The sequence below is a fragment of the Polynucleobacter sp. AP-Kolm-20A-A1 genome (assembly GCF_018688315.1).
Lineage (GTDB): Bacteria > Pseudomonadota > Gammaproteobacteria > Burkholderiales > Burkholderiaceae > Polynucleobacter.
On the sequence record NZ_CP061315.1, the window covers coordinates 1,343,719 to 1,369,604 of the forward strand.

The window sequence follows — 25,886 nt, forward strand, 5'->3', positions numbered from 1 at the left end:
ATTGGGCTTTTTGTTGCTTGCTGCCGGAACGATCGTCTTACGAATGGTAATGCTGCAAGCGATCAATCTCTTCTTTAGATCCCAGCATGACTGAAACGCGCTCATGCAAATCGGTTGGCTGTAAATCCATAATTAATTCAGTGCCGTTGGTCGATGCGCCGCCAGCCTGCTCTACCAAGAAGCTCATTGGATTGGCTTCATACATCAAGCGCAATTTGCCTGGCTTGTTAGGTTCACGCTGATCCCATGGATACATAAATACACCGCCACGTGATAGAACACGATGTACATCGGCCACCATCGAGGCAATCCAACGCATATTAAAGTCCTTGTCGCGTGCACCGCCAACGCCAGCTAAGCACTCTTCAACATAGCGACGCACGGGATCAGCCCAGTGGCGCATATTGGACATATTGATTGCAAACTCTTTGGTGGAATGGGCAATCGTGACAGCATCCTTAATAAGCAAGAACTCGCCGGTCACTTTATTCAAAGTAAACATCACTACACCATCACCCAAGGTTAAAGCCATCGTGGTTTGGGGGCCATAGACCACATAACCAGCAGCAACCTGATGTCGTCCCGACAATAAGAAGTCAGAAGTCTGCAATGGTGCGCTTGGGTCTTGCTTTTTCAGAACTGAGAAAATAGTGCCGATGGAGACATTCACATCAATATTGGAAGAGCCATCGAGCGGATCAAACAATAAAAGATAATCACCGGTACCTTGCACTGGAACTGGCAACTCCATCTCTTCGGACGCGAGACCAGCAAGAGATTTGCAACCCTTCACACCATCAATCAATAAGTCATTCGCAATGATGTCGAGCTTTTGCTGAACTTCGCCCTGCACATTACCAGTTCCGGCAGAGCCCAAGAGGCCAATTAAGGCGCCCTGCGCAACTTCATGACTGAGTGTGGAGCAGGTTTCTACCACTGCCAACAAGAGCTCTTGTAAGCCCGCGGGAACAGCGGCACCAGCAGGCTTTACAGCAGCCAGATATTGTTTGAAATTTGTATGGGCACTTGAGGTCAACGGGAATTCTCCAAAGCTCTAATGAGATTAGGGTCTATTTTGCCTTGTTCCTAATGAATACTTAAAAAATGGCCAATTTCCCCTATTAAACAAGGAATGCCTGAGTCTATTTGCTATCATTTCTCCTATATTGATGCTGTTATTGATGATAAAATACATCATTATTGATGAGGATTAATTATGAGAACCACAGTAACAATAGACGACGATCTATACCAAAGAGGTTTAGATCTGGCTGATCCAGAAATGGATAAGGCAGATCTATTTCGAGAAGCTATCAATGTTTTTATCCGAGTTCAGGTAGCCAAAAGACTTGCAGCACTTGGCGGCAAATCCCCCCAGATGAAGGCCGTTCCTCGCCGTAGGCCAAGAGATGGTCAGTAAGCATGACTATGGTTTTAGTAGACACATCAGTATGGGTGGCGCACTTTAGGAAATCAAATACTTCTTTTGAGTCCCTTCTTGTTAACGATCAAGTGCTCTGCCACCCCTTAGTTCTAATGGAGCTAGCATGCGGAACTCCACCCGCACCAAGGGAAAAGTTCTTAAGCAATCTTCAGAAATTACAACAAGCAACCGTGGCAACAACAAGCGAAACTCTAAAGCTTATAGAAAGACATAAGCTCTACGAGTCAGGATGTGGCGCAATTGATGTTTCCCTTTTATCTTCAACGCTGCTTTCAAAAAATGCTTCACTTTGGACTTTTGATAAACACTTAGAAACTCTCGCCTCTAGGTTGGGAATTTCTTACGGAAATAAGCTTCACTAATTACCAAGCGCCTTTCCAATCACTTCCCTAACGTCCGGGGAAAGGGCCTGGCAAGCTGCTACGCGCTCCAGAGCGGCCTTCATTGCATTTTGATAGGGCTGGGCAAATAAACGCCAGCGGTCTAAAGCTCTGGCCAGGCGTGCTGCCACTTGAGGATTAATCGGATCTAGCGCCAAGACGCTGTCAGCCCAAAATTCATAACCACTGCCATCAGCTTGGTGAAAGCTTGCTGGGTTAGCAGCGCAGAAGGAGTGGATCACGCTCCGCGCACGGTTAGGGTTGTTCAATTTGAATGCTGGGTGCTCACGCAACTTCTTCACCTCAACCAAGGTAGGCTCCAAACCTTCGACAGGTGGGCGAGTCGACTGCAGTCCAAACCACTTATCAATCACCAAAGCATCGTTAGCAAAGCGATTATAAAAATCAATTAAACAATCTTTTGCTTCTTTGGCGCCATGGCTCACCAATGCAGCCAAGGCCGCATAACGATCAGTCATATTGTCAGCAATCTGATACTGATTGACTGCCATGGGCGCCCAGATAGCGGTATTTACTTCTAGCAACATATTGAGTGCTAAGTTTTTCAATGCTCGCTTACCTGAGTCGGTTGCATCCGACTTAAATGGTCCTGGGGTTTGCATCTGCTGATACAAAGCAGCCCACTCCAATGCAAGTTGCTTGCCAATTTCCCTGCGGAAGGCGCGACGTGCGTTGAATATTTTCTGAGGATCGACGCTGGTGCATTGCTCATACAAATAAGACTCCGCTGGGAGCGTTAACGCCAGGTCCTTGAAAGCGGGATCTAAATTGGGGTCCATCAAGATATTGCGATAGGCATCAATCAATTGGGCGTCAGGGAGACGATTATTCAAAATCATCTGCATAGCCAGCTTTTGACCAGACTCCCAGCGATTAAAGGGATCATCATCACTAGAAAAGAGCGTTAAGAGATCGGCTTCGCTTTGCTCAAAATCTAAATTGATTGGAGCAGAGAAATTACGATTAATTGAAAGAACTGGACGCTCTGCAATATTGTCAAAAGTCCAGGTTTGACTCTCTTGCGTCAACTCCAGTAACTGCTCTTGTTGATCATTTGCTTTAGTAAGCAAACGCATCTTCAGCGGAATATGAAACGGCTTCTTGGTGGGCTGACCGGGGCTTGGAGCGCAACTTTGGGTAAGCGTTAATTGATACTGCTTCTTAGCTGCGTCATATTGTTCTTGCACCTTCACACGTGGGGTGCCAGCCTGGCTATACCAATTTTTAAACTGGCTAAGATCTTTGCCACCAGCATCCGCCATGGCTGCCAAGAAATCATCGCACGTGACTGCCTGGCCATCATGGCGCTTGAAATATAAATCCATTCCTTTGCGGAAACCATCTTTACCCAAAAGGGTTTGATACATCCGCACAACCTCGGAACCCTTCTCGTACACGGTAACGGTATAGAAGTTATTAATTTCTTGATACTCATCCGGGCGAATTGGGTGCGCCATTGGACCCGCATCTTCAGGGAACTGTAATTGGCGCAACAAACGGACATCTTCAATGCGCTTTACCGCCCTGCCGGATTCACTACCCATTTGATCGGCTGAAAACTCTTGATCTCTAAATACTGTCAAACCTTCTTTGAGCGATAGCTGGAACCAATCCTGACAAGTTACTCGGTTACCGGTCCAGTTATGGAAATACTCGTGCGCGACAACACTTTCAATGTTGGCAAAGTCTCCATCTGTTGCAGTCTCTGGCTGAGCCAATACGAACTTCGTATTGAAAATATTTAAGCCTTTGTTTTCCATGGCGCCCATATTGAAGTCGCCCACAGCAACAATCATGAAGCGCTCCAAATCCAGCTCCAGGCCAAAGCGCTTCTCATCCCAATGGATGGAGGCAATCAATGAATCCATTGCATGTCTCGTCTTTTTCAGATCATGGGGCTCGACCCAGATCTGTAACAACTTCTTGGCGCCGCTACTAGTGGTAATAGTCTCTTCGATACATTGCAATTTGCCTGCAACCAGTGCAAATAAATATGATGGCTTCGGAAACGGGTCTTCCCAAACAGCGCTATGCCATCCATTGGGTAGCTTCTCGGTACCAAGCAAATTACCGTTTGATAGAAGCACTGGATACTGCTCCTCCCTTGCGCGTAATGTCACCTTAAAACGCGCCATCACATCCGGGCGATCTAAGAAGTAAGTGATCTTTCTAAAACCTTCTGCTTCGCACTGGGTAAAGAAGTTTCCATTCGAAACGTATAAACCCATCAACGTAGTGTTCTTCTCTGGAACACAGACGCAAATAATTTCAACAATAAATTTTTCTTTACCCTCGTTTGGCAATGAATGAATCGTCAAAAATTCAGGGGTCAATTCAAAATGTCGATGTGCTTCACCATTGATGCGCAAGCTTACAAATTCCAGTTCACTTCCAACTAGCACTAGAGGTGCGCCAGCGTTAAAGCCCTTGCCGGGTAATACCTCCAATCGACTTTTGATGATGGTGCGAGCTGGGTCTAGGGCGATATCCAGATCGACATGATCAAAGGTATATACCGGAGGCTGGTATTGCAGACGCTTAAAGCTTTGAGGAAGATCAGTTTTCATGGGTTTATTTTAAGTCTGGATAAAGGAGTGTGCTGAGGGCGTCCTGCGTCCCACTAACTCCAAATTAAGGTAGCTATACCTATAGCGATAAAGGTTACTGCTGCTACGGCATGCACCCACTTGATGGGCATGCGCTTTGTAAATTTTTGACCAATCCAAACGGCTGGTGCATTTGCCAACATCATCCCCAAAGTAGTGCCAACGGTTACTGAAAATACATCTTCATAGCGAGCGCCTAAGGCAATCGTTGCAATCTGGGTTTTGTCACCCATCTCAGCCAAAAAGAAAAGTCCGACTGTCAGCAGAAAAACTTGTAGCGCTCGGTCTGCTACTTTTGAGCCAGCTGCATCATCAATATGGTCTGGCACCAGTAACCACAAGCCGATACCCAAAAAGCTCAAGCCCAATATCCAACGCATCACATCTGGCGACACCAAGCTTGTTAACCAATGCCCCAGTAAAGCGGCGCATGCATGATTAGCAATGGTGGCAATAAAGATGCCTGCAATGATGGCAAGTGCCTGCTTTGGATAACGCGCAGCGAGCATGAGTGACAAGAGCTGGGTTTTATCACCCATCTCAGCTAAGGCAACAACGCCTGCAGAAAGAAATAATGCTGAAAAGTCCATAGATTCCAAAATAAAAGGGGCTAAAGGGTAGTTTAGACCCTCTAGCCCCTACTCTATGGAGTGAACTGCTATTTTGCCATTGGCTTTATATCCTTACGCCGCTAGGAGTTCTTCGGCAAGTACAAAGTCCAATCTTTGCGCTTGCGCCACTGGTTCAGAAGTTAGAACGCCCTTATGAACGCTCAGACCATTACGTAGATGATGATCAACCGACAAAGCATTGAGCACGCCGCGATTTGCCAACATTTCCACAAAAGGGAAGGTTGCGTTTGTTAGGGCAAAGGTGGAAGTTCTTGCGACCGCACCGGGCATATTGGCAACGCAGTAGTGAACCACATCATCCACCAAGAATGTCGGATCCGCATGAGTTGTTGGTCTTGAGGTTTCAAAACAACCACCTTGATCAATGGCAACATCAACCACCACCGATCCTGGTTTCATTTTTCGAACCATGTCACGCGTTACCAATTTGGGTGCAGCAGCTCCAGGCAATAGCACTGCACCAATCACTACATCTGCCTCACTAACTTCTTGCTCGATTAATAAACTATCGGAATAAAAGGTTCGCACTCGATTTCCATAGAGCATGTCGATCTGTCGCAGACGATCAATATCACGGTCAAAGATGCAAACATCTGCACCCATTCCTACTGCCATTTGCAAGGCATTGCGCCCCACTACGCCACCACCCAAAATCACAATCTTGGCAGGAGATACTCCAGGAACACCAGCCATTAATACGCCTTGACCGCCATGGGTTTTCTCTAAATGAGAGGCTGCTGCCTGAATCGACATACGACCCGCCACCTCACTCATGGGCGCCAGCAAAGGCAAGGCGCCGTTCATTGCGGTGACTGTTTCATAGGCAATGCAGGTCGCTCCAGAATCAATCAGGGCCTTAGTCTGCGCTGGATCTGGGGCTAAATGCAAATAGGTAAATAGAATTTGATCCTCGCGCAACATCGCGCATTCTTGGGCTTGAGGTTCCTTCACCTTCACAATCATTTCTGCTTTTTGAAAGACTTCTGCCGCGCTATTAATCAGAGTGGCTCCAGCCATCCTATAGGACTCATCTGTTAAACCAATCTGCTCGCCTGCTCCACGTTGAACCAGAACAGAATGTCCTTGCCTGCATAACCCACTCACATTGCCTGGAGTTAAGCCAACCCTGAACTCATTATTTTTCACTTCTTGAGGTACGCCAATAATCATTGATATCTCCTGTTATTGAAAATCACGACTGGTTTTTGTTTTGCGATGTAAGCCAACGATATAAAACATCGCTAGATACACGCCCATCAAACACGGACCTAAGATCAGAGCAATCCGTGCATCTTCATGAAAGCCCATCAGCACAATGACTAAGAAAATAAATGCCAGAGCAAACCATGAAGAATAGGGCCACCAAGGCGTGCGATATGCCAATGCATTCACTTGCTCTTGAGTTAAGGAGCGGCGGAATTTAAGTTGCGTAAACAAGATTGCAATCCAAACCATCAAACCAATAAAGGTCACTGCAGCCATCATGTATTGGAATGCTTTATCCGGCACAAAGTAGTTCAGAACTACGCCGGTCATACAAATAGCAACCGTTGACATAACCGCACGATGAGGCACGCCATACTTTGAGAGCTTGGCAAAGCGTGCTGGGGCGTAGCCATTAGAGGATAGTGAATACAACAATCGGCCACCACTAAAGATGCCGGCATTACAAGAAGATAGTGCAGCAGTAATCACCACAAAGTTGATTAAGCCAGCAGCTTCTCGCAAACCAAGTCGCTCAAACATCACTACAAATGGACTTCCTTGCTGACCTACCTGGTTCCAGGGGAAGATCGCCAGAATTACTAAAACAGCTCCCATGTAAAAAATAAGGATGCGCCATGCTAAGGAGTCGATAGCCATGGGGATGGTTTTTTGTGGGTTCTCAGCCTCTCCTGCAGATAGACCAATCATCTCTATACCGACATAGGCAAACAAGACCATTTGCAATGAGAGCAACATGCCGCTGATGCCATTTGGGAAGAAGCCACCGTGCTGCCACAAATTACTTAATCCTATCGGCTGCCAGTCGTTGGTGAACCCAAATAATATCACTGAGCCACCTAATGCAATCATGGCCACAATCGCCACTACTTTGATAAGAGCAAACCAGAACTCAAATTCACCAAAAACTTTCACAGCGATGAGATTGATTAAGCCCATCATCAAGATTGAAGAAAGCGCCCATATCCACTGTGGAGTTTCTGGAAACCAAATGCTCATATAGATACCAACAGCTGTAACCTCGGCAATACCCACAACAATCCAATAAGTCCAGTAGCCCCATCCGACCATATAACCGGCCAAGGGACCCACGTAGTTATTGGCATATGCCGCAAAGGAGCCTGCCACAGGCTCATGTACCGCCATTTCACCGAGCACCCTCAAGACAATGAAGGCAACAATTCCTGCCAACAAGTAACCCAAGAGAATCGATGGGCCTGCAATTTGAATTGCGCTTGCCGACCCTAAAAATAATCCAACGCCAATCGTTGAACCCAAGGCCATCAAACGAATATGCCTTGCTTTGAGATGGCGCTTTAAGCCAGTTTGTTCAGTCTGCAAAAGAGACCTCCTTTCGAATTGTCGTTGGCGATTTACCAACGAAGCAAAGTCTAGGGAGGACTTGTGGAATGCACTAGGGGATAAAAATAACTAAAGTGCTTAATAAGCTAAAAGTAAATTGAGATATACCTAGTTATTGCATTGGAGTCTTTGAAATCACGACTTTTACTTCTCATGATTTATTTTTGACCGCAAAAGAATCAGTAATTTCCTACAGGGATTCCCCTTAAGGAATAACAATGTTTTTGCTTACTGCTTTTGTTTTTTCTTTGATATTTATTGAGCAGCGATGAGATTTAAGATCTCTGCAGCAGCCGCTAAACCGCAGGCCGCAGTCACCATCACCGTAGAGCCATACCCCGAACAAGCTAGACCGCCATTGGCTGCGCCAGCCCTTGGCTCATGAGAATAGATAGCGCGGATACCAATTTTCTTTTTCAGGTTGCGGGAGAATCCATGATCCTGCCTTAGTCCCTGCCTCACCTTTGCAAGCAAAGCATCTTGTTCAGTTCTTGAAAGATCATCGCAGCGCACAGAGGTAGGATCAGACTTTCCCCCGGCTGCGCCACACATTACCAAAGCGCGATTATTAGCCACAGCCCAGACTGATAAAGCAATTTTGGTTTGCACAGAATCTGTTGCGTCTAATACATAGGCATTGCTTGGAATGAGTGCATCTAAATTCTGCGGCTCTAAGAATTCATCACAAGGTGTTATTTGTATGCCGGGATTAATTTGACGAATGCGATCGGTCATCGCCTCAACCTTCGCCTTGCCATACTGCCCCTCTAGAGCATGCAGCTGTCGATTCGTATTGCTCTCTGCGATGTGATCAAAGTCAACCAAGACAAGATGACCAATGCCAGTGCGGGCCAAAGCTTCAGCCGCCCAGGAGCCAACACCTCCTAAGCCGGCAACGACTACCGTTGCATTTCGAAAGCGTTCGCGCAGCTCTGGTCCGTAGAGTCTAGAAACCCCACCAAAACGACGCTCTTCTACGCTTTCTTCAACCTTGTCTTCTGCCATAGCTTCTCTTTATACTGAATAAATGGACTCTATTGCTCAACTCCGCAAAAACTATACCTTTGGTCAGCTGTCCGAAACCGAGGTTCCGCACAATCCCTTGCCCTTATTTAAGCTCTGGTTTGAGCAGGCAATTAAGGCGGAGTGCCCAGAACCCAATTCCATGACTCTGGCAACTGCCGATCAAGCCGGAAATCCATCAGCCCGTATTGTCTTACTAAAAGGCGCTGACGAAAATGGCTTTACCTTCTTTACCAATTATGAAAGCCAAAAAGGTCGGGATTTAGCTGCTCGTCCACAGGCTGCCCTACTCTTTCATTGGCACGAATTAGAGCGTCAAGTACGAATTCAGGGGATTGTCGAGCGCGTCAGTAGCGCCGAGAGTGATGAATACTTCCACTCCCGCCCTCCCGCCTCCAGAATTGGTGCATGGGCCTCCCCACAAAGCGCGGCAATACCAAGCCGTGAATTTTTAGAGGAAGCTGAGAAGCGCTTTAAGGCTGAGTTTGGTGATGCGCCGCCACGCCCTGCACATTGGGGTGGATATCGTTTACGTCCTACCGAAATTGAATTCTGGCAAGGTCGTCCATCAAGATTGCATGATCGGATTCACTACAAGATAGATGGCAGCACTTGGCAAATTAACCGCCTTGCCCCTTAAGTAGTACTAAGAGTACTGCGGGGCAATTAACGATTTAAATTTTGCCCTGAATTTTGCCAACTTAGGCGCAACCACTGCCATACAGTAACCCTGGTTCGGGTGCTGCTGAAAATAATTCTGGTGATATTCCTCAGCGGGATAAATTGTTGGCGCTGAATCAATTTGCGTCACCACTGGATTGGAATAAATTCCAGATTCTTCCAGCTCCTTCACTACTTCATATGCAATCTGGGTTTGCTCATCACTGTGAGTAAAGATTACCGAACGGTATTGCGTGCCATGATCATTACCTTGGTAATTTAAGGTTGTTGGGTCATGAATCACAAAGAAGATTTCTAGCAAATCTCTAAATGTCACCACTTGAGGGTCGAAGAGGATATCTACGATCTCGGCATGACCACTGACTCCAGTGCATACCGCCTCATAAGTAGGATTGGGACGAGCGCCACCAGCATATCCAGAGACCACGGACTGGACCCCCGAAATTTGCTGATAAACCGCCTCTAAGCACCAAAAACAGCCGCCGCCTAAGGTGGCGCGCTCTAAATGTAGGTCATTTTTATTGAGAGTTTGTTCCATGGCTTTATCCTAATGCCTTATTTCAATGCTTGCCAACTATTAATACACCATGAATCGCTTCACCATCCAACTCGATGAAATCAAGGCAGCCTACGCCGCAGAACCCAATCCCTCGCTTGAAGTCCGATTGGAGCGTATAGGTCGAATCGAAAAGATGCTCGAAGCGAATGAGGAAAAAATCTGCAAAGTGCTCACAGCAGACTTTGGCGTACGCCACTCTGTCGAATCACGTCTCGCAGAATTCCAGATGGTTTACCAAGCCTGCAAATACACTCGCAAGCACCTCAAAGAGTGGATGAAGCCGGTGCAGATGGAAACCCCCTCTTTTATGGGTTCCTCGCAAGCATGGATTGAGAGCCAATCATTGGGTGTTGTTGGCATCATGAGCCCCTGGAATTACCCTATTCAATTAGCGCTAGTGCCAGCAATTGCTGCGTTGGCCGCTGGCAATCGCGTTTGGCTCAAACCATCAGAGCGCAGCTCTCGTACCTCAGGCTTTTTAGCAGGCTTGATTCAGGAATATTTTCATCCTAGCGAATTTTGTGTGAGCACAGGTGGCGTTGATGTTGCAGAGCAATTTGCTGCACTCCCTTTTGATCACCTCCTGTTTACAGGATCAGAATCCATTGGCAAAAAAGTAATGCGCGCTGCTGCTGAAAACCTGACTCCGGTTACCTTAGAGTTAGGCGGCAAAACACCAGCCATCATTGACGCTTCAGCAAAAATCAAGGATGCAGCAGCTGCCATCGTTTATGGGAAATTACTCAACGGCGGACAAACCTGTATCGCACCCGATTATGTGTTGATTGAAAAAAATAATCTCGATGAGTTCATTCAGGAGTTGCAGGCAGCTGCGCAATCTCAATTTAGTAACCCAGAGGAGCTCACTGGACCCATTGATGATGAGCAGTTGCAATACTGGCAGCATTTGGTTGCTGATGCGATTGATCGCGGAGCTAAAGCCATTCCTCTGTTAAGCAATCCCTCAGCAGGCGCCCGAAGATTTGAACCTGTAGCCCTGGTCGACGTTCCATCTGACGCACGTGTCTTGAACGAAGAAATATTTGGGCCTATTTTGCCGATACTAACTATTAGCAATACGGCAGCTGCAATTGAATACGTCAATAACAAGCCCAATCCTTTAGCGCTCTACTGGTTTGGCAAAGATAAGAAGAATATGCAGCGCATCCTGGAAGAAACACGCTCAGGTGGCGTCACGATCAATGACACTTTGCTGCATGCAGCAGTTGAGTCACTTCCTTTTGGCGGCGTTGGCGCAAGTGGAATGGGTAGCTATCACGGCAAAGCGGGATTTGATACCTTTGGCCATCAAAAGCCAATTTTAGAAGTACGTGGCCTCTTAGGTACAAACCTGCTGAAAGGCACGAAGCCTGCCCGCCCACCGTACAACAATAAAACCGAACGTTTGATCCAGCGTCTTAAATAATGGGTTTAGCTAAGCGATTGCTAATCGCACAGCGAAGCCAATAAACAAGATTCCAGCAAAGATCCAGAGGGCTGCGGCATACCGAGGGCGAGTCTCGAAATACTTTGAGAAGAATTGGCCAACGCAAATGAGTCCAGCCAAATACGCCATGCTCATTAACTGCAACACTGTTGCTAGATAAATAAAGGTATGCGCTGGATTAGAAAAATCTGGACGTATAAATTGCGAAAAGAACGCAATGAAGAAAAAGATTGCTTTAGGATTTGTAAGCGATAAAGCGAGTGCGGCCAACAAGGGATGCAGCTGCATTAAGCGCGCCTGAATCTCGTACGCTCCTGCATTCACCCCCAAAGTCCAGCGCTGTTGACCGCTACGCAATACGCCATAGCCCATCCAGGCTAAATACAAAGCCCCTAAGGTACGCACAAGACTAAAGAGTACGGGCGAAGACATCAACAATGAAGCAGCGCCCAAAGCAATGGCGATCATCAGCACCGAATCACCAATAAATATTCCGATCGCGCCCCATGCGCCAAAGCGCCAACCTTTTTGAGTTGCAATTGTGAGGACGTAAAGCGAATTTGGACCGGGGAGCAAAATGATGAATAGCGTCCCAAGCAGATAGCTTGAAAAATCTACAATCCCTGCGTTTGCAGGCGATAAGACGTCGAAAGTGATCCAATCCATGTCTACATCATAATTAATTCGGGAAAACCCTTGTAATCAAGCCTCTTAACTGTCATAATAGGAGGCTTTTTTAAGCATTTTGATTCATCGCCCCCCAGCTATATTTCAGCGTACCGTTTAGAAGTCATAAACACCGAAGTTAAAAAAACGCGCTGCCGCCTGTCTGATGGTCGATGCCTTTGACCATCGCACCCTATAAAAAACCATGGGTGCAACATACGGAGACATCCCTTAAAGGGGATGTGTAATAGCATGACTTTTTCTAAAGAAACTAAACGTGAGCCTAAAGACGCAAGTCAAGACTCAAAGAGCGCTGGAAATGAATTCCAGAATTTCGCCCTAGCGGCATCACTCCTTAAAAACGTTGCTGAACTGGGTTTTACCCAAGCTACTGCCGTGCAAGCTCAGGTTATTCCTGCAGCTTTAGCTGGTGGTGACTTATTGGTCAGCAGCCAAACCGGTAGCGGCAAGACCGCAGCCTTCTTATTGCCGATGATTCATCAGCTGATCGAAGACAACCCGAACAACTCACCTGTACCAGGTCGCGCACAACCTAAAGTGTTAGTGCTTTGCCCTACTCGTGAATTGGCTCAACAGGTTGCTGCCGATGCAGTGAACTTGGTTCGCGGCATGAAAGGTATTCGCATCGCCACTGTTATGGGTGGCATGCCTTACGGTAAACAAATCCAAGCATTGAAAGGTGCATTGTTAGTTGTTGCAACTCCAGGTCGCTTGCTCGACTTGTGCGATAGCAAAGCAATTCGCTTAGATGATGTTAAGCAACTCGTTATTGACGAAGCCGATCGCATGCTCGACATGGGATTTGCGGACGATCTCGAGGCAATTGATAAACGTTGCGCAGGCCGTAACCAAACTTTGATGTTCTCTGCAACTTTTGCGCCAAAGATCATGTCTTTGGCAAACGAGTTGACTACAGATCCTAAGCGCATTGAACTTGCTCACGCAGGTGAAAAGCATGCCAATATCGAACAGAAGTTGCATTGGGCTGACAGCATGTCACATAAGCACAAGTTACTTGAGCATATTTTGGCTGATGCCTCTTTGGATCAGGCAGTTGTGTTTGCGAGCACTCAAGTTGAAAGCGAAAAAATTGCTGATACCTTGCGCGCTAATGGCTACGAAGCTACCGCACTCCATGGTGCAATGCCTCAAGCTGTGCGTATGCGTCGCTTAGAGTCTTTACGTAAAGGTCACACCAAGATTTTGGTTGCAACTGACGTAGCGGCTCGCGGCATCGATGTACCACGTATCAGTCACGTGATTAACTTTGGCTTGCCAATGAAACCAGAAGACTACACACACCGCATTGGTCGTACCGGTCGTGCTGGTCGCAATGGTGTGGCTATCACTTTGGTTGAACATCGTGATCGCGCCAAGATCCGTAATATCGAACGCTTCACACAACAAGATATCGTTGCTTCAGTTATCGCTGGTCTTGAGCCACAAGCCAAGCCAAGCTTTGGTGGTGGCGGTGGTCGCCCTGGTGGCGGCCGTTCAGGCGGCGGCTTCGGCGGCAATCGCTCAGGTGGCGGTGGTGGTCGTTATGGTTCTGGCGCTCGCTCTGAGTCTCGCTTTGGCGGTGGCGGTGGTGGCAATGGCGGTGGAAACCGTTCAGGCAATCATTTTGAATCTCGCTCTGCGGATTCACGTCCTGCACGTTCAGCTGACTCGCGTCCTGCGCGTTCTGCAGATTCACGTCCGGCACGCTCTGGTGACTCACGTCCAGCAGGTGGTCCACGTTTTGCAAAACCAAAGTCCGGCGGTCAACGTCGTAACTTTAGCGGTAGCTAAAAATGATTCACCGTAATCGTCTCCGTTCTGCATGGAATCGAGTCGGTTCCGGTGAAATCCATCGGGCGCCACGCAAGTGGCAACCTTGGCTTAGCGATACCGGGTCTCTCACCCAAAAAATTGAGAAAGCAATTGGTCAAAAACTGGAAGTTCAGGTTTTGCGTGACTGCCCTCAATCACTCAATAGCGACGAAAGTCGCTATTTTCATTTCCGGATAAGACGTTGTCGTGTGCGCGAAGTACTGCTCTGCTCCAATGGGATTCCCTTGGTAATGGCGCATAGCGTCATTCCTACGCTGAGCTCTAGCGGCAGTAACCATGCTGTTTTACGCTTAGGTACTAAACCTTTGGGTGCAGTCTTATTTAGCAAGACCCGCAAACACTCAAAGACAAAACCACCGCGCGATATCGCTCGCTTAGATAAAAGCAGTGAACTATGGAAAAAATGCTCTAAGCACTTTTCTGGCTTGAGCTCACCCTTGTGGGCAAGACGTACCCTTTATCGTTTAAAGGGTCATCCAATTTTGGTAAATGAAATTTTCCTACCAGCCTTACTGAACGCCACGCATTCTTAACTGCGAATTTTTATATCGTTAGCCAGGCCAAAGTTGCTTTCACCAAGGCCTCATCTCCAGGTTCGGTAGTAAACACCTCACCAAAACCAATTAGCTCTGCAGCATCAGCAATGTTGTGATGTGAGCATAAGGCGCTAGCAGTATTGAGGTTTTGCGTAAATTGATCCTGCATTACCTGACCTAAGTAACGTACGGCCTCAGAGGAAGTTAATAGCCAAAGGGATTTAGAGAAATCAAGATCTCGAATGGCGTGCCAAGCGGGATTATCAATATCCAATGGAATGCGAACGTAGGTAGAAATCGCTTCTACAGTTGCACCCGCATTTTTTAAAGTGTCAGCCAGCCAATCGCGCCCACCCTCGCCTTTAAAGATGACTACCTTCTTATGCTGCCAATCCCACTTAAAGGATTGAAGCTCTTGCCACAAACCCTCTGAATCCCACTGCTCATTATTTTTTGGAATGATGATTGGTGTTGGATTCTCCTCTAATCCAATCCCATGATTTTTGAGTGCAAGTTGACTGCTACCACCCATCACGCCAATCGGAATAATCTTCTTTGAGAAGTCTTGCCAGTCTTGCTCCAACAAGCGCATGACACTCTCGATCGCATTGGGGCTAACAAAGATCGCGAGATCGGCATTGCTCAGAGCGCTAACGATATGGTCCGCTAGATGATCATCAGATTTAGGAACAATCGTTAACAAAGGAAGTGAGAGTATTTCTGGAAGACTTCGCTTAGCAACATTACTATGTTCAATATGATGGCTGAGCACCTCAATCAATTGGCGCGCTTGACCAGTAGGCCTGGTAACAATGATGGTCTTCGTACTCATTGCTTGGTGTAATTATTTTTACTATGCGTTTATTTAGGAAGCTGCGGAATCAGGTCTGCTGCACCCTGGGACAACAGGTCCTTTGCCACTGCCAGACCCAGAGCCTCAGCATCTTGAACTGATTGAACCGAGCCACTGCCGTTTGCAAGGCAAATCTGTTTGCCATCAGTACTAGCCACAAAAGAGCGTATGCGCATTTGATTTTGATCCCACACAGCATGCGCAGCCAGCGGCACTTCGCATGATCCACCGAGCTGGCGAGATACCATGCGCTCAGCAGACACTGCAAATAATGTAGGCAAGTCATTTAATGGTGACAGCCACTCTTTGATATTTGGGTGCTTACTTAAGGTCTCAATTCCTAAGGCGCCCTGGCCTGCTGCCGGAGTATATGGATCGTATGGCAAGAATGCGCGGATGCGTGACTCCAAACCCAAACGCTTTAAACCGGCTGCCGCCAAAATAATGGCTTGGTATTCGCCACGGTCTAACTTACTCATGCGCGTATCCAAATTACCGCGCAATGGTTGAATAACAAGATGTGGAAATTTTGCGCGCAGTACAGATTCACGACGCAAGCTTGACGTTCCCACTATCGCACCCTGCGGAAGATCTTCCAGGCTGGCGTAATCATTTGAGACAAATGCATCACGCGCATCCTCCCTAGCCATGACACAGGAAAGGTCAAAACCTTCGGGCATCACCATAGGTACATCCTTGAGGGAGTGCACCGCCAAATCTGCCCGGCCATCCTCGAGTGCTGTTTCGAGCTCTTTGACAAAAAGACCTTTACCACCCACTTTTGAGAGGGCTCTATCCAAAATCTGGTCGCCCCGGGTAGTCATCCCCAAAATCTGGACATCACACTCCGGATAGAGCTTTTTAAGGCAATCCCGCACGTGTTCAGCCTGCCACATGGCTAGGCGACTTTCTCGGGAGGCGATTACTAGGCGCTTGGGGGTGGATTGGGGCGAAGAATTCAGGGTTTGGGACATAACATTTAAAATAATCAAAGACCTACACCAATATACTGCCTTTATGAGCTCATCAAATAATTCCCTAGCCAACAAAGCCCAAGCTTGGTCGGCCCGTTTTGCCGAACCGGTTGACGAACTAGTACAGCGTTATACAGCCTCAATTGGCTTTGATCAACGCTTTGCGATGGTCGATATCGCCGGCTCTTTGGCCCATGCACAGATGTTGGCCACCCAAAAAATCATTAGCGCGCAAGATTTGGCTGATATCCAAAAGGGAATGGCTCAAATTAAGAGTGAGATTGAGTCCGGTCAATTTAACTGGCAATTGGCACTAGAAGATGTGCATCTCAATATTGAAGCTCGCCTCACAGAATTAGTGGGTGATGCAGGTAAACGTTTGCATACCGGCCGTTCACGCAATGACCAGGTTGCAACCGACCTACGTCTTTGGCTGCGTGGCAGCGTTGATGACATTGCTACTACGCTGACATCCTTGCGCACTGCTTTATTAGATTTAGCCGAAAAGCATGCTTCAACCATCATGCCTGGTCACACCCATTTGCAAGTAGCGCAACCAATTACATTTGGTCACCACTTGATGGCTTATTACGAAATGTTTAGTCGCGATGCAAGTCGTCTTGCAGATTTGCGCGCTCGCTTCAACCGTTTACCTTTAGGGGCTGCAGCTTTGGCCGGCACCACCTATCCTATCGATCGCGAGCTAGTAGCTAAGACTTTAGGGTTTGATGGAATTTGCAATAACTCCTTAGATGCCGTATCTGACCGTGACTTTGCAATTGAGTTCTGTGCCTTTGCATCCATCCTCATGATGCACGTCTCACGCCTCTCTGAAGAGCTAATCCTCTGGCTTAGCCCTCGCTTTGGCTTTATTGATCTACCCGATCGCTTCTGCACTGGTAGCTCGATCATGCCGCAGAAGAAAAATCCTGACGTTCCAGAATTGGCGCGTGGCAAGACTGGTCGCGTCTATGGCGACCTCATTTCATTGCTCACACTAATGAAGGGTCAGCCACTCGCATACAACAAAGATAATCAAGAAGATAAAGAGCCCTTGTTTGATGCCGTAGATACCGTACAAGATACCTTGCGTATTTTTGCTGACATGGTTCCGCACATTGAAGTCAAAGCAGAAGTCATGAAGGCTGCAGCTGAGGAAGGTTTTGCTACAGCAACCGACTTAGCTGATTACCTAGTTAAAAAAGGTTTAGCTTTCCGTGACGCGCATGAAGCGGTTGCACATGCTGTTAAAGCCTGTGTTGGCAGAAACTGCATGCTCACAGATTTAAGCCTTTCTGAATTACGCTTCGCTTGTGGCTTGGACAATCGCCCGGAACTCATTAGTGATGATGTTTTTGCATTGCTTACTGTAGATGGCTCAGTTCAGTCTCGCCAACATGCTGGCGGCACCGCACCTTCGCAGGTTCTTGCAGCTATCAAACGGGGTCGCGCAGACCTCTAAAACGCATGGGGTTTTGGTCCAAACTCTCTGCAGGCATCGATCGTGTAAACCAGTTTTTAGGTAAGGCAGCCAGCATCATGATTTTGCTGTCTTGTGTGGTGTCTGCAGCAAATGCCCTACTTCGCTACGGTCTTGATGTCAGCAATAATTGGCCACTAGAGCTGCAATGGTATTTATTTGCTGCTGCCGTCATGCTCGGCGCTTCGTACACACTAAAACGTAACGAGCATGTCCGCGTTGACTTAATCTACTCCCACCTCTCCGATCGCGGACGCCTTTGGGTGGATTTATTTGGCTTGATCGTTTTTCTGATGCCTGCTTGTATCTTATTTGCCTGGCTGTCTTGGACCACCTTGTTTTATCCATCATGGCAGGTGATGGAGCATTCATTGAATGCCGGTGGCCTTGCTCGCTACCCCATTAAATTTGTTGTGCCTTTTGGGTTCTTCATGCTGAGTCTCCAAGGTATCTCTGAAATCATTAAGCGTATCGGCGCACTGAAAGGTGAGATCACCTTGCCTGCCGAAGACCTTCATTACGAAAAGCCAATGCAATGATTCCATTGGAGTGGATGCCGCCCTTAATGTTTGGTGGACTGATCGTCTTTATGTTGATTGGCTTTCCGGTTGCGTTTTCGCTCATGGCTGCTGGGTTATTTTTTTCCTTAATTGCAATAAGCGAAGGGTTCTTTGGTGTCGCGTTTTTACAGGCGATACCTCAACGCATTTTTGGTAGCGTCCTTGCTAACGACCTTTTACTAGCCATCCCCTTCTTCACCTTTATGGGCGCCATTCTTGAGCGCTGCGGGTTAGCAGAAGAGATGCTCGACTCCATGGGCCAACTCTTTGGGCGTGTTCGCGGTGGCCTTGGTTATTCCGTCATCATTGTGGGCTTTATTCTCGGCGCTATTACGGGCACTGTGGCTGCCCAGGTGATCGCTATGGCCATGATCTCTTTGCCGGTGATGATGCGTTACGGCTACAACATGCGCTACGCTACGGGCGTTTTAGCGGCCTCTGGCACGATCACCCAGCTGGTGCCCCCATCCCTGGTGCTCATCGTGCTTGCGGACCAACTAAAAACTCAAAGCGGCAGCGCCGATGTGGGCAGCATGTACTTGGGAGCATGGGGTCCATCCCTGCTGCAAATAGGCTTATTTGCGCTGTATACCTTTTTCTTAAGTCGCATTCGGCCAGACTATTTGCCGCCAGTTCCAGAGAGCGATCTCACGCTAAAAGGTTGGGCGCTTTGGAAAAAGTGCCTGATGGGCATCATTCCTTCGGCTGTTTTAATCTTTTTGGTTCTGGGCACCATCATGACGGGCATTGCCACTCCGACAGAGTCCGGAGCCATGGGTGCAATGGGTGCTTTATTACTAGCGTGGATTCGTAGGGCAAGCATTCCCAACCTCAAAGGATTAATTCAAGAGGCCTATCAAAACACTATGCGTATTACAGCCATGGTGGTCTTTATCTTGATTGGCTCAACTTGCTTCTCCGTGGTATTTCAAGGTGTGGATGGCGGCTTCTGGGTTGAAGAATTATTCTCCAATTTACCTGGTGGCTGGATTGGTTTTTTAATCGTCGTTAATTTGTTTGTTTTCTTCTTAGCTTTTTTCCTAGACTTCTTTGAGATTGCCTTTATCGTCGTGCCGATGCTAGCTCCAGTGGCTGTGAAATTACTCTCACCAGTATTGCTAGATTCTATGAACGGCAACCCTCAGGCAGCTGCAAGCGCAGCCTTGGTTTGGTTTGGCGTCATGCTGTGCGTCAATATGCAAACATCATTTATGCACCCACCTTTTGGATTTGCCCTCTTCTACCTTCGAGGTGTTGCACCAAAAGAAGTGAGGAGTAGCGATATCTATTGGGGTGCATTACCTTGGGTAGGCCTGCAATTAGTCATGGTTGTTCTAGTAATGGCATTTCCGGCTCTCGTAACTACATTCCTAGATAAACCTGCTGCTGTTGTGCAGAGTCAGGACTTTAATTTCACAGGAAGTGAAGAAGGCAAACCAGAGACTCCCTCTACCAAGGTAGACGAGGATGCTCCGGTCACTTTCCAATTGGATAAGCCCCTGAAATAAGCCCACGAGCTGATATAAAGGGGATTGCCCCATTTTTGCGCACGGCCTTAGTGCTTTACCCAAAAAACCAGTACGCTTATAAAAAATTAAACCCGGTTAAAAAATGAACTTTCTATCTTTTGTGCGTAATGCACTTCCAGCGATTGCCGTTACAACCCTCCTCAGTGGGTGTGGTTCCGCTGGAGCACCAGACTTTGGGCAGATGTCAGCTAAATACGCCAACATCCTGGAGCAATATCAGATCAATATGATTTTCCAAAACATATTGCGCTCTTCTGAAAATCGCCCAGTCAGTTTTTTAGATATGCCAACAATTAATGGCTCAGGCTCAATCACTACCACCCCTTATGCAAGTGGTTTTTTTACAGGCGGCATTCTGCCTTATAACGCCAGCTACCTTCCCATTAGCGGAGGTTTAAATAGCATCTCCCCAGGAATATCGCTCTCCGTTGGCAATACATTTAACTTCACCCAATCCTCTTTAGATAATGCGGTATTTTGGAAGGGTTACTTAAACGAACTTCCTATAGAGATGGTGAAGTACTTTGAGCACAATCACATTCCAAGAGAAGTTCTTTTAAGCCTAGTGGTTGACGAAATTGAAATCACCAAACCAAACGGTGAAGCTGTTACCCTCATCAACAACCCCCTTAGACCAGATCATGCCGAATTCCAAAGGCATCTTTACAAGCTGATTTCATATGGGCTCGGAGCGTATCTAGTAGATACCTCACAAAAGATTGGGCCGCCCTTGAGTGTTGCCAATCTTAAATCCACCTTCGGCGATAACTCATTTGATGTCATGAAAAGCGCAGGAATTGTCTTGCAAAAAGTTGGCAGCTCCTCAGACCTTAAGTTTCAACCAATACAGGTCTCACAAAAATATAAGCTATGTATCAACAAAAACAAATATGAGAATTTTGTTCGCCAAGAGTATGGGGATGAGATATTTTGCGAGGAAACCCTCTCTCAAAAAACCAAACAACCTAGTGCTGAAAAAAAATTACAGTCTAAGCTTGCCATTCGAATTCGCTCTACAAATAATATCTTTGAATATTTAGGGCAAGTGGTAAAAGCCCAGCTAGCAGAAAAGCCTTATATGGTTACCTTGCCGCCTACAGCAACAACATTTAGCAGCAAAACAATGGCGTCGAATGAATATGCTTTGTTTGTGGTGTACAAAAACCAATCCACCCCTAGACCCTTTTCCAGCATCGAAGGATTGGATGGCAACCTCTACAACATCCCTAGCGACAATAATGGCTACTCACCGCTGGCCATCAAGCTGCTAGCGCAATTTATGTCATTACAAAAAATTCCGGGGAGTATTCCAGCATCGCCATCGGTACTGCTGAAGTAGTGATGCCATTGAAATAGAAATAAATAAGGCCCCTAGGGGCCTTATTTATTAGAGGGTAATATCCCGCTCTTGCCTCACACAATCGACGTAGTACTCGCTCTTGCCGTCAATGTTAGTTTTCACAAGGCCATGGATATCTGTTTCAAACCCAGGGAACTTCTCATTGAAGTCTCTAGCAAAATAGAGATAGTCAATGATGCGCTTGTTAAAGCGCTCGCCCGGGATCAGAAGTGGAATACCTGGAGGATATGGGGTAACCAACATGGCAGTTACACGCCCTTCCAACTGATCTAACGGCACACGATCTACTTGTTTGTGTGCCATCTTTGCCCAAGCTTCTGAAGGCATCATTGCCGGGACCATATCGGAGGTATACATCTCCGTAGTCATGCGCGCGACGTTACGGCTCTTATAGAACTCATGAATTTGTTGGCAAATATCTTTGAGGCCAACACGCTCATAGCGTGGATGCTTGGCCACAAACTCAGGCAAGACTTTCCACAAAGGCGCATTCTTATCAAAGTGGTCCTTGAACTGCTGTAATTCGGTAACCAATGTGTTCCAACGGCCTTTTGTAATGCCGATGGTGAACATGATGAAGAAGGAGTACAAACCGCATTTCTCTACGATCACGCCATGCTCGGCTAAGTACTTGGTAACGATACTGGCAGGAATGCCCATCGAACCAAAGTTACCTTCAATATCTAATCCAGGCGTAACAACAGTCGCTTTGATTGGATCGAGCATATTGAAATCTCTAGCCAACTTGCCAAAGTCATGCCAAGCGGCAGATGGCTCTAGGACCCAATCAGAACGCTCGCCAATACCCTCTTCAGCCAGGTGATCTGGACCCCAAACCTTAAACCACCAATCCGCACCAAACTTATCATCCACCTCGCGCATAGCGCGGCGGAAGTCCATTGCTTCAGCAATAGATTCTTCAACCAGCGTTGTGCCGCCAGGAGACTCCATCATTGCTGCCGACACGTCACATGAAGCAATAATTGCGTACTGTGGGCTAGTAGAGGTGTGCATCAAGTAAGCCTCATTGAAGCAATCACGGTCTAACTTGGCATCTTCAGCATCTTGGACCAAAACTTGGGAAGCCTGAGATAGGCCCGCCAACAACTTGTGTGTTGACTGGGTTGCAAACATCAAACTCTTCTTGGTGCGCTTTCGATCTGAGCCAATCGCATGCATATCCTTGTAGAAAGGATGGAAGGCGGCGTGTGGCAACCAAGCTTCATCAAAATGTAATGAGTCCACTTTGCCGTCGAGCATCTCTTTGATCATCTCTACGTTGTACACAATACCGTCATAAGTGCTTTGCGTAAGCGTCATTACGCGTGGCACAACATTCTTATCTTTAATGAAGGGGTTGGCATCAATCTTCTTCTTGATGTTTTTCCACTCAAACTCTTCTTTAGGAATTGGGCCGATGATGCCTAAGTGATTACGTGTTGGCATCAAGAAAATCGGGATCGCGCCCATCATGGTGATCGAATGAATGACTGACTTATGGCAGTTACGATCCACCAACACAACGTCGCCAGGTGCGACTGTCGAATGCCAAACAATCTTATTTGAAGTAGATGTGCCGTTGGTCACGAAAAACAAATGATCAGCATTAAAGATACGCGCCGCATTGCGCTCACTCTGTAATACCGGTCCAGTATGGTCCAAGAGCTGACCCAACTCTTCTACAGCATTACAGACGTCAGCGCGCAGCATGTTCTCACCAAAGAACTGATGGAACATACGACCTACCGGACTCTTTAAGAAGGCAACGCCACCAGAGTGCCCTGGACAATGCCAGGAATATGAACCTTCGGAAGCGTAATTGGTTAAAGCGCGGAAAAATGGCGGGGCCAAAGAATCTAAATAGACTTTAGCTTCACGAATAATATGACGTGCTACAAATTCTGGGGTGTCTTCATTCATATGAATGAAACCATGCAACTCACGCAAGATGTCGTTTGGCATATGGCGTGACGTGCGAGTCTCGCCATACAAGAAGATCGGGATATCTTCATTACGCTTACGTACTTCCGTAATGAACGCACGCAAATTATTTAATGCAGGCAGATCATGATCTTCTGAATCCGAGTCAAACTCTTCGTCATCGATTGAAACAATAAAACTGGATGCGCGGGATGCTTGCTGTGCAAATGAGGTCAGGTCACCATAACTGGTCAAGCCAATAACCTCCATGCCCTCATTCTCAATAGCCTCAGCAAGGTCGCGAATTCCAGAGCCCGAAATATTTTCGGAACGAAAGTCCTCATCAATAATGATGATTGGAAAACGAAATTTCATAAAAACTCCCCTGCTGTCTTATCCGAACTGTTCGGAACCCACTTATCAAAATTGGTAAGGTCAATAACCCGACCGCCATCTGGCATCACTGTAACTATGTCGACGAAGGTCGCATTTTGCTGCACATTCTTGGGCAAGTAAACATGACGCGCATAAACCTGATTGGCTAAGCTCTCATGATAGCCAGTAAAGGTAATTAATAAATGCCACTGCTGCTCAATATCAGTATTTCCTAAAAACTCTTTTAGAGCACTGCTGTCATCGACACTATGCATTGCAGTCCATGTAAGAGAAAAGACTGGACTCTCGGAGCGATGAAGTTGCAACTCAACGGACCGACGGTAACGCTCACCTTCGCTAGTCATGCTCTCAGCAATCAACCACAAACGAAGCTGCGCCTCCACAATATGTGAGCTGCGATCATTCGCCACACGAAACTTAAATGTCTTCACGCCATCATGATTACCAACCACGGCTACCTTAGAAAAGCGCACACCTGCAGTTGGCCGAGTAAATCTGGCGAATGCCAAACCCGTCGTTAATGCGGAATAAACGATTCCAAAGAAAGCCTCAAAAGTCACAATTGCATTAGCCCCATGACCAACCGGCGTCATACGCCCGTAACCAATAGTTGCCATGGTTTGTACGCTAAAGAAAAACACATCCAATAAGGAGCCTGGCTCTGCATGGGTAATGGCCCCATCTCCGCAAGCAATATAAGCAAAGGCAAAGAGCAGATTGGTCGATAAATATACAAATACAACCAGCAATAAAAAGCTGGTCCAGCTAGTACCTAATAGCCAGTGATAAAAATTATTCTCAGGTCGCGCCATTTCAGAGCGCGAGAGTGTAGCGCGATATTCGTCTAAATTAATCCGTGCGGGACGGCGATTAAATAAAAATTTACGCACTGCCGTAAAGGCTTAGGTCTTAGGCAGGGTAACGCCCCGCTGACCTTGATACTTGCCACCACGATCTTTATATGATGTGCCACAAACTTCATCGCTCTCAAAGAAGAGAACTTGTGCGCAACCTTCGCCTGCATAAATCTTTGCCGGCAATGGTGTGGTGTTAGAAAACTCGAGAGTGACGTAACCCTCCCACTCTGGCTCAAACGGCGTGACGTTCACAATAATTCCGCAGCGTGCGTATGTACTCTTACCAACGCAAACGGTTAATACGCTACGAGGAATCTTGAAATACTCAACGGTTCTAGCCAACGCAAATGAATTTGGTGGAATGATGCAAACATCACCCTTGAAATCCACAAAGGATTGTTCGTCAAAATTCTTAGGATCAACAATAGTGCTGTTGATGTTCGTAAAGATCTTGAATTCGTCTGCGCAACGAATGTCATAGCCATAGCTTGAAGTGCCATAACTTACGATTTTGTTGCCGGCGGCGTCCTGGCGAACTTGCCCAGGTTCAAATGGGCTGATCATGCCTTGCTCGCCCATGCGGCGGATCCAGTGGTCAGATTTAATAGTCATGGCCGAATTGTAAAACCTTCGCCCTTACCTGCCCACGAATTTATTGGGGGTTTTGGCTAAAAACGACCCTCTCCGGGGCGTTATAGATCTCGAAGTGTTTTCCGGAGCAGCGGGATAGGATCGTGAGATTGGTCTTACGGGCCAAATCCAGGCCCATCAAGGTGACTCCTGAGCGGGTTAACAAGAAGGGAATGCCCATCTGGGCGCCCTTAATGACCATCTCAGAGGTGAGGCGTCCTGTGGTGAAGAAAATCAAATCCCTACCCACTTTGTCGGCCAGCCACATCAAGCCGGAAATCGAGTCGACCGCGTTATGCCGTCCAACATCCTCAATGAAGTGCAAAAGGCGGACACCATCCTTGCCGTCTCGTTCATAGACTGCACAGGCATGAACAGAGCCAGACTTCTTGTAAATCGTGTCATGGGTCCGAATCGAATCAATCAGGGCAACAATTGCCTCTTGGGATAATGTCGGACCCTCGGGGAGCTGAATCTCCGACATTTCCTCAATCAAGCCGCCAAACATTGTTCCCTGCCCGCAGCCGGTTGTAACCACCCGTTTACTGGTCAGGGCATCTATATCCACCGTGCTCCGACGAGTTTTCACTGCCGCCGAATCAGTCTCCCAATCCACATGGATGCTTTCTATATCGTCCGGAGACTCTACAAGGCGCTGATTACGCAAATAACCCAGTACCAGGGCTTCTGGAGCGCTGCCAAGGGTCATGAGCGTGACAACCTCACGCTTATCTAGGTAAATAGTTAAAGGGCGCTCACCAGGAATATGGGTCATCTTTACGCGACCCATCTCATCCATAACCTCGACCTCATGCACCACAGGCACGGAGGCACAAGACATCTGGATGATCGGTTTTACAGCCATAAATTGCTCTCTACAGTCGGACTCAAG

Annotated in this window: 24 protein-coding genes; 10 read left to right on the forward strand and 14 right to left on the reverse strand. The window is 47.2% G+C overall.

All coding sequences use genetic code 11. The features are described from left to right. Positions 1-37: 37 nt before the first annotated feature. Positions 38-1,036: a class 1 fructose-bisphosphatase gene (locus C2745_RS06695; protein ID WP_371742980.1), complete on the reverse strand. Its 999-nt coding sequence runs from the start codon at positions 1,034-1,036 to the stop codon at positions 38-40. Positions 1,037-1,216: 180 nt separating this feature from the next. On the opposite strand from C2745_RS06695, the gene C2745_RS06700 reads away from it, so the two are divergent. Both C2745_RS06700 and C2745_RS06705 read left to right on the forward strand, forming a co-directional pair. Next, entirely contained in the window at positions 1,217-1,420 is a 204-nt protein-coding gene (locus tag C2745_RS06700) for a type II toxin-antitoxin system VapB family antitoxin (RefSeq protein WP_215383595.1), read from the forward strand. Positions 1,421-1,422: 2 nt separating this feature from the next. Next, a complete protein-coding gene (locus C2745_RS06705; protein WP_215383596.1) occupies positions 1,423-1,806 on the forward strand; it encodes a PIN domain-containing protein in 384 nt (127 codons plus the stop codon). On the opposite strand, the gene pepN is transcribed toward C2745_RS06705, so the two are convergent. The 5 genes from pepN to C2745_RS06730 form a co-directional block, all read right to left on the reverse strand. Continuing rightward, the gene (gene pepN / locus C2745_RS06710) at positions 1,803-4,412 is read right to left on the reverse strand and encodes an aminopeptidase N (protein ID WP_215383597.1); all 2,610 of its coding nucleotides are present in this window, start codon (positions 4,410-4,412) and stop codon (positions 1,803-1,805) included. The two genes, C2745_RS06705 and pepN, sit on opposite strands and share 4 nt — an antisense overlap. Positions 4,413-4,465: 53 nt before the next feature. Next, complete coding sequence (locus tag C2745_RS06715) at positions 4,466-5,041, reverse strand: TMEM165/GDT1 family protein (protein ID WP_215383599.1); 576 nt, start codon at positions 5,039-5,041, stop codon at positions 4,466-4,468. A 93-nt stretch (positions 5,042-5,134) separates the two neighbouring features. After that, the gene (gene ald, locus C2745_RS06720; RefSeq protein WP_215383601.1) at positions 5,135-6,253 is read right to left on the reverse strand and encodes an alanine dehydrogenase; all 1,119 of its coding nucleotides are present in this window, start codon (positions 6,251-6,253) and stop codon (positions 5,135-5,137) included. A 12-nt stretch (positions 6,254-6,265) separates the two neighbouring features. Further along, positions 6,266-7,591: an amino acid permease gene (locus tag C2745_RS06725; RefSeq protein ID WP_305848892.1), complete on the reverse strand. Its 1,326-nt coding sequence runs from the start codon at positions 7,589-7,591 to the stop codon at positions 6,266-6,268. Positions 7,592-7,924: 333 nt separating this feature from the next. Further along, entirely contained in the window at positions 7,925-8,674 is a 750-nt protein-coding gene (locus C2745_RS06730; RefSeq protein ID WP_215383604.1) for a ThiF family adenylyltransferase, read from the reverse strand. Positions 8,675-8,696: 22 nt separating this feature from the next. Between C2745_RS06730 and pdxH the strand changes: the two genes are divergently transcribed. After that, entirely contained in the window at positions 8,697-9,332 is a 636-nt protein-coding gene (gene pdxH / locus C2745_RS06735) for a pyridoxamine 5'-phosphate oxidase (protein ID WP_215383606.1), read from the forward strand. 6 nt (positions 9,333-9,338) lie between these two features. Here pdxH and msrA read toward each other — a convergent pair whose 3' ends face one another. Beyond that, positions 9,339-9,911 carry a peptide-methionine (S)-S-oxide reductase MsrA gene (gene msrA, locus C2745_RS06740; RefSeq protein ID WP_215383608.1) on the reverse strand — a complete coding sequence of 191 codons (573 nt, stop codon included), beginning with the start codon at positions 9,909-9,911 and terminating at the stop codon, positions 9,339-9,341. A 49-nt stretch (positions 9,912-9,960) separates the two neighbouring features. Here msrA and C2745_RS06745 point away from each other — a divergent pair, with 49 nt between their 5' ends. Beyond that, the gene (locus C2745_RS06745; protein ID WP_215383610.1) at positions 9,961-11,358 is read left to right on the forward strand and encodes a coniferyl aldehyde dehydrogenase; all 1,398 of its coding nucleotides are present in this window, start codon (positions 9,961-9,963) and stop codon (positions 11,356-11,358) included. Positions 11,359-11,367: 9 nt separating this feature from the next. On the opposite strand, the gene leuE is transcribed toward C2745_RS06745, so the two are convergent. Beyond that, the gene (gene leuE / locus C2745_RS06750) at positions 11,368-12,045 is read right to left on the reverse strand and encodes a leucine efflux protein LeuE (RefSeq protein WP_215383612.1); all 678 of its coding nucleotides are present in this window, start codon (positions 12,043-12,045) and stop codon (positions 11,368-11,370) included. A gap of 252 nt (positions 12,046-12,297) precedes the next feature. Between leuE and C2745_RS06755 the strand changes: the two genes are divergently transcribed. Further along, on the forward strand, positions 12,298-13,857 hold the full coding sequence (locus C2745_RS06755) for a DEAD/DEAH box helicase (RefSeq protein ID WP_215383613.1): 1,560 nt from the start codon (positions 12,298-12,300) through the stop codon (positions 13,855-13,857). Between the two features lie 2 nt (positions 13,858-13,859). Beyond that, positions 13,860-14,432 (forward strand): chorismate lyase, encoded by a 573-nt coding sequence (locus tag C2745_RS06760; protein WP_215383615.1) that lies wholly within the window; start codon positions 13,860-13,862, stop codon positions 14,430-14,432. 10 nt (positions 14,433-14,442) lie between these two features. On the opposite strand, the gene C2745_RS06765 is transcribed toward C2745_RS06760, so the two are convergent. Beyond that, positions 14,443-15,267 carry a uroporphyrinogen-III synthase gene (locus C2745_RS06765; RefSeq protein ID WP_215383617.1) on the reverse strand — a complete coding sequence of 275 codons (825 nt, stop codon included), beginning with the start codon at positions 15,265-15,267 and terminating at the stop codon, positions 14,443-14,445. 29 nt (positions 15,268-15,296) lie between these two features. Next, entirely contained in the window at positions 15,297-16,262 is a 966-nt protein-coding gene (gene hemC / locus C2745_RS06770) for a hydroxymethylbilane synthase (RefSeq protein WP_215383619.1), read from the reverse strand. Positions 16,263-16,305: 43 nt separating this feature from the next. Between hemC and argH the strand changes: the two genes are divergently transcribed. The 4 genes from argH (at position 16,306) to C2745_RS06790 (ending at position 21,170) form a co-directional block, all read left to right on the forward strand. Next, complete coding sequence (gene argH / locus C2745_RS06775) at positions 16,306-17,724, forward strand: argininosuccinate lyase (protein ID WP_215383621.1); 1,419 nt, start codon at positions 16,306-16,308, stop codon at positions 17,722-17,724. Positions 17,725-17,729: 5 nt separating this feature from the next. Further along, entirely contained in the window at positions 17,730-18,281 is a 552-nt protein-coding gene (locus C2745_RS06780; RefSeq protein ID WP_215383623.1) for a TRAP transporter small permease subunit, read from the forward strand. Continuing rightward, positions 18,278-19,810, forward strand: a complete 1,533-nt coding sequence (locus C2745_RS06785) for a TRAP transporter large permease subunit (RefSeq protein ID WP_215383625.1) — start codon at positions 18,278-18,280, stop codon at positions 19,808-19,810. Before C2745_RS06780 ends, C2745_RS06785 begins: the two co-directional genes overlap by 4 nt. A 103-nt stretch (positions 19,811-19,913) precedes the next feature. Then, positions 19,914-21,170: a hypothetical protein gene (locus tag C2745_RS06790; protein WP_215383627.1), complete on the forward strand. Its 1,257-nt coding sequence runs from the start codon at positions 19,914-19,916 to the stop codon at positions 21,168-21,170. Positions 21,171-21,218: 48 nt separating this feature from the next. On the opposite strand, the gene C2745_RS06795 is transcribed toward C2745_RS06790, so the two are convergent. The 4 genes from C2745_RS06795 to C2745_RS06810 are packed head-to-tail and all read right to left on the reverse strand — an operon-like array spanning position 21,219 to position 25,859. After that, positions 21,219-23,486: an arginine/lysine/ornithine decarboxylase gene (locus C2745_RS06795; RefSeq protein ID WP_215383628.1), complete on the reverse strand. Its 2,268-nt coding sequence runs from the start codon at positions 23,484-23,486 to the stop codon at positions 21,219-21,221. After that, positions 23,483-24,397 carry an ion channel gene (locus C2745_RS06800; RefSeq protein ID WP_215383630.1) on the reverse strand — a complete coding sequence of 305 codons (915 nt, stop codon included), beginning with the start codon at positions 24,395-24,397 and terminating at the stop codon, positions 23,483-23,485. The genes C2745_RS06795 and C2745_RS06800 overlap by 4 nt, the downstream gene beginning before the upstream one ends. Before the next feature lie 12 nt (positions 24,398-24,409). After that, complete coding sequence (dcd, locus tag C2745_RS06805) at positions 24,410-24,976, reverse strand: dCTP deaminase (protein WP_071464932.1); 567 nt, start codon at positions 24,974-24,976, stop codon at positions 24,410-24,412. A 40-nt stretch (positions 24,977-25,016) separates the two neighbouring features. Then, positions 25,017-25,859 (reverse strand): formate dehydrogenase accessory sulfurtransferase FdhD, encoded by an 843-nt coding sequence (locus C2745_RS06810; protein ID WP_215383632.1) that lies wholly within the window; start codon positions 25,857-25,859, stop codon positions 25,017-25,019. Positions 25,860-25,886: the final 27 nt, after the last annotated feature.

Excerpts from the sequence above, each read along its gene's own strand:
- C2745_RS06700 (WP_215383595.1), top strand. The coding sequence starts at position 1,217 with ATGAGAACCACAGTAACAATAGACGACGATCTATACCAAAGAGGTTTA.
- C2745_RS06705 (WP_215383596.1), top strand. The coding sequence starts at position 1,423 with ATGACTATGGTTTTAGTAGACACATCAGTATGGGTGGCGCACTTTAGG.
- pepN (WP_215383597.1), bottom strand. The coding sequence starts at position 4,412 with ATGAAAACTGATCTTCCTCAAAGCTTTAAGCGTCTGCAATACCAGCCT.
- C2745_RS06715 (WP_215383599.1), bottom strand. The coding sequence starts at position 5,041 with ATGGACTTTTCAGCATTATTTCTTTCTGCAGGCGTTGTTGCCTTAGCT.
- ald (WP_215383601.1), bottom strand. The coding sequence starts at position 6,253 with ATGATTATTGGCGTACCTCAAGAAGTGAAAAATAATGAGTTCAGGGTT.
- C2745_RS06725 (WP_305848892.1), bottom strand. The coding sequence starts at position 7,591 with ATGGCCTTGGGTTCAACGATTGGCGTTGGATTATTTTTAGGGTCGGCA.
- C2745_RS06730 (WP_215383604.1), bottom strand. The coding sequence starts at position 8,674 with ATGGCAGAAGACAAGGTTGAAGAAAGCGTAGAAGAGCGTCGTTTTGGT.
- pdxH (WP_215383606.1), top strand. The coding sequence starts at position 8,697 with ATGGACTCTATTGCTCAACTCCGCAAAAACTATACCTTTGGTCAGCTG.
- msrA (WP_215383608.1), bottom strand. The coding sequence starts at position 9,911 with ATGGAACAAACTCTCAATAAAAATGACCTACATTTAGAGCGCGCCACC.
- C2745_RS06745 (WP_215383610.1), top strand. The coding sequence starts at position 9,961 with ATGAATCGCTTCACCATCCAACTCGATGAAATCAAGGCAGCCTACGCC.
- leuE (WP_215383612.1), bottom strand. The coding sequence starts at position 12,045 with ATGGATTGGATCACTTTCGACGTCTTATCGCCTGCAAACGCAGGGATT.
- C2745_RS06755 (WP_215383613.1), top strand. The coding sequence starts at position 12,298 with ATGACTTTTTCTAAAGAAACTAAACGTGAGCCTAAAGACGCAAGTCAA.
- C2745_RS06760 (WP_215383615.1), top strand. The coding sequence starts at position 13,860 with ATGATTCACCGTAATCGTCTCCGTTCTGCATGGAATCGAGTCGGTTCC.
- C2745_RS06765 (WP_215383617.1), bottom strand. The coding sequence starts at position 15,267 with ATGAGTACGAAGACCATCATTGTTACCAGGCCTACTGGTCAAGCGCGC.
- hemC (WP_215383619.1), bottom strand. The coding sequence starts at position 16,262 with ATGTCCCAAACCCTGAATTCTTCGCCCCAATCCACCCCCAAGCGCCTA.
- argH (WP_215383621.1), top strand. The coding sequence starts at position 16,306 with ATGAGCTCATCAAATAATTCCCTAGCCAACAAAGCCCAAGCTTGGTCG.
- C2745_RS06780 (WP_215383623.1), top strand. The coding sequence starts at position 17,730 with ATGGGGTTTTGGTCCAAACTCTCTGCAGGCATCGATCGTGTAAACCAG.
- C2745_RS06785 (WP_215383625.1), top strand. The coding sequence starts at position 18,278 with ATGATTCCATTGGAGTGGATGCCGCCCTTAATGTTTGGTGGACTGATC.
- C2745_RS06790 (WP_215383627.1), top strand. The coding sequence starts at position 19,914 with ATGAACTTTCTATCTTTTGTGCGTAATGCACTTCCAGCGATTGCCGTT.
- C2745_RS06795 (WP_215383628.1), bottom strand. The coding sequence starts at position 23,486 with ATGAAATTTCGTTTTCCAATCATCATTATTGATGAGGACTTTCGTTCC.
- dcd (WP_071464932.1), bottom strand. The coding sequence starts at position 24,976 with ATGACTATTAAATCTGACCACTGGATCCGCCGCATGGGCGAGCAAGGC.
- C2745_RS06810 (WP_215383632.1), bottom strand. The coding sequence starts at position 25,859 with ATGGCTGTAAAACCGATCATCCAGATGTCTTGTGCCTCCGTGCCTGTG.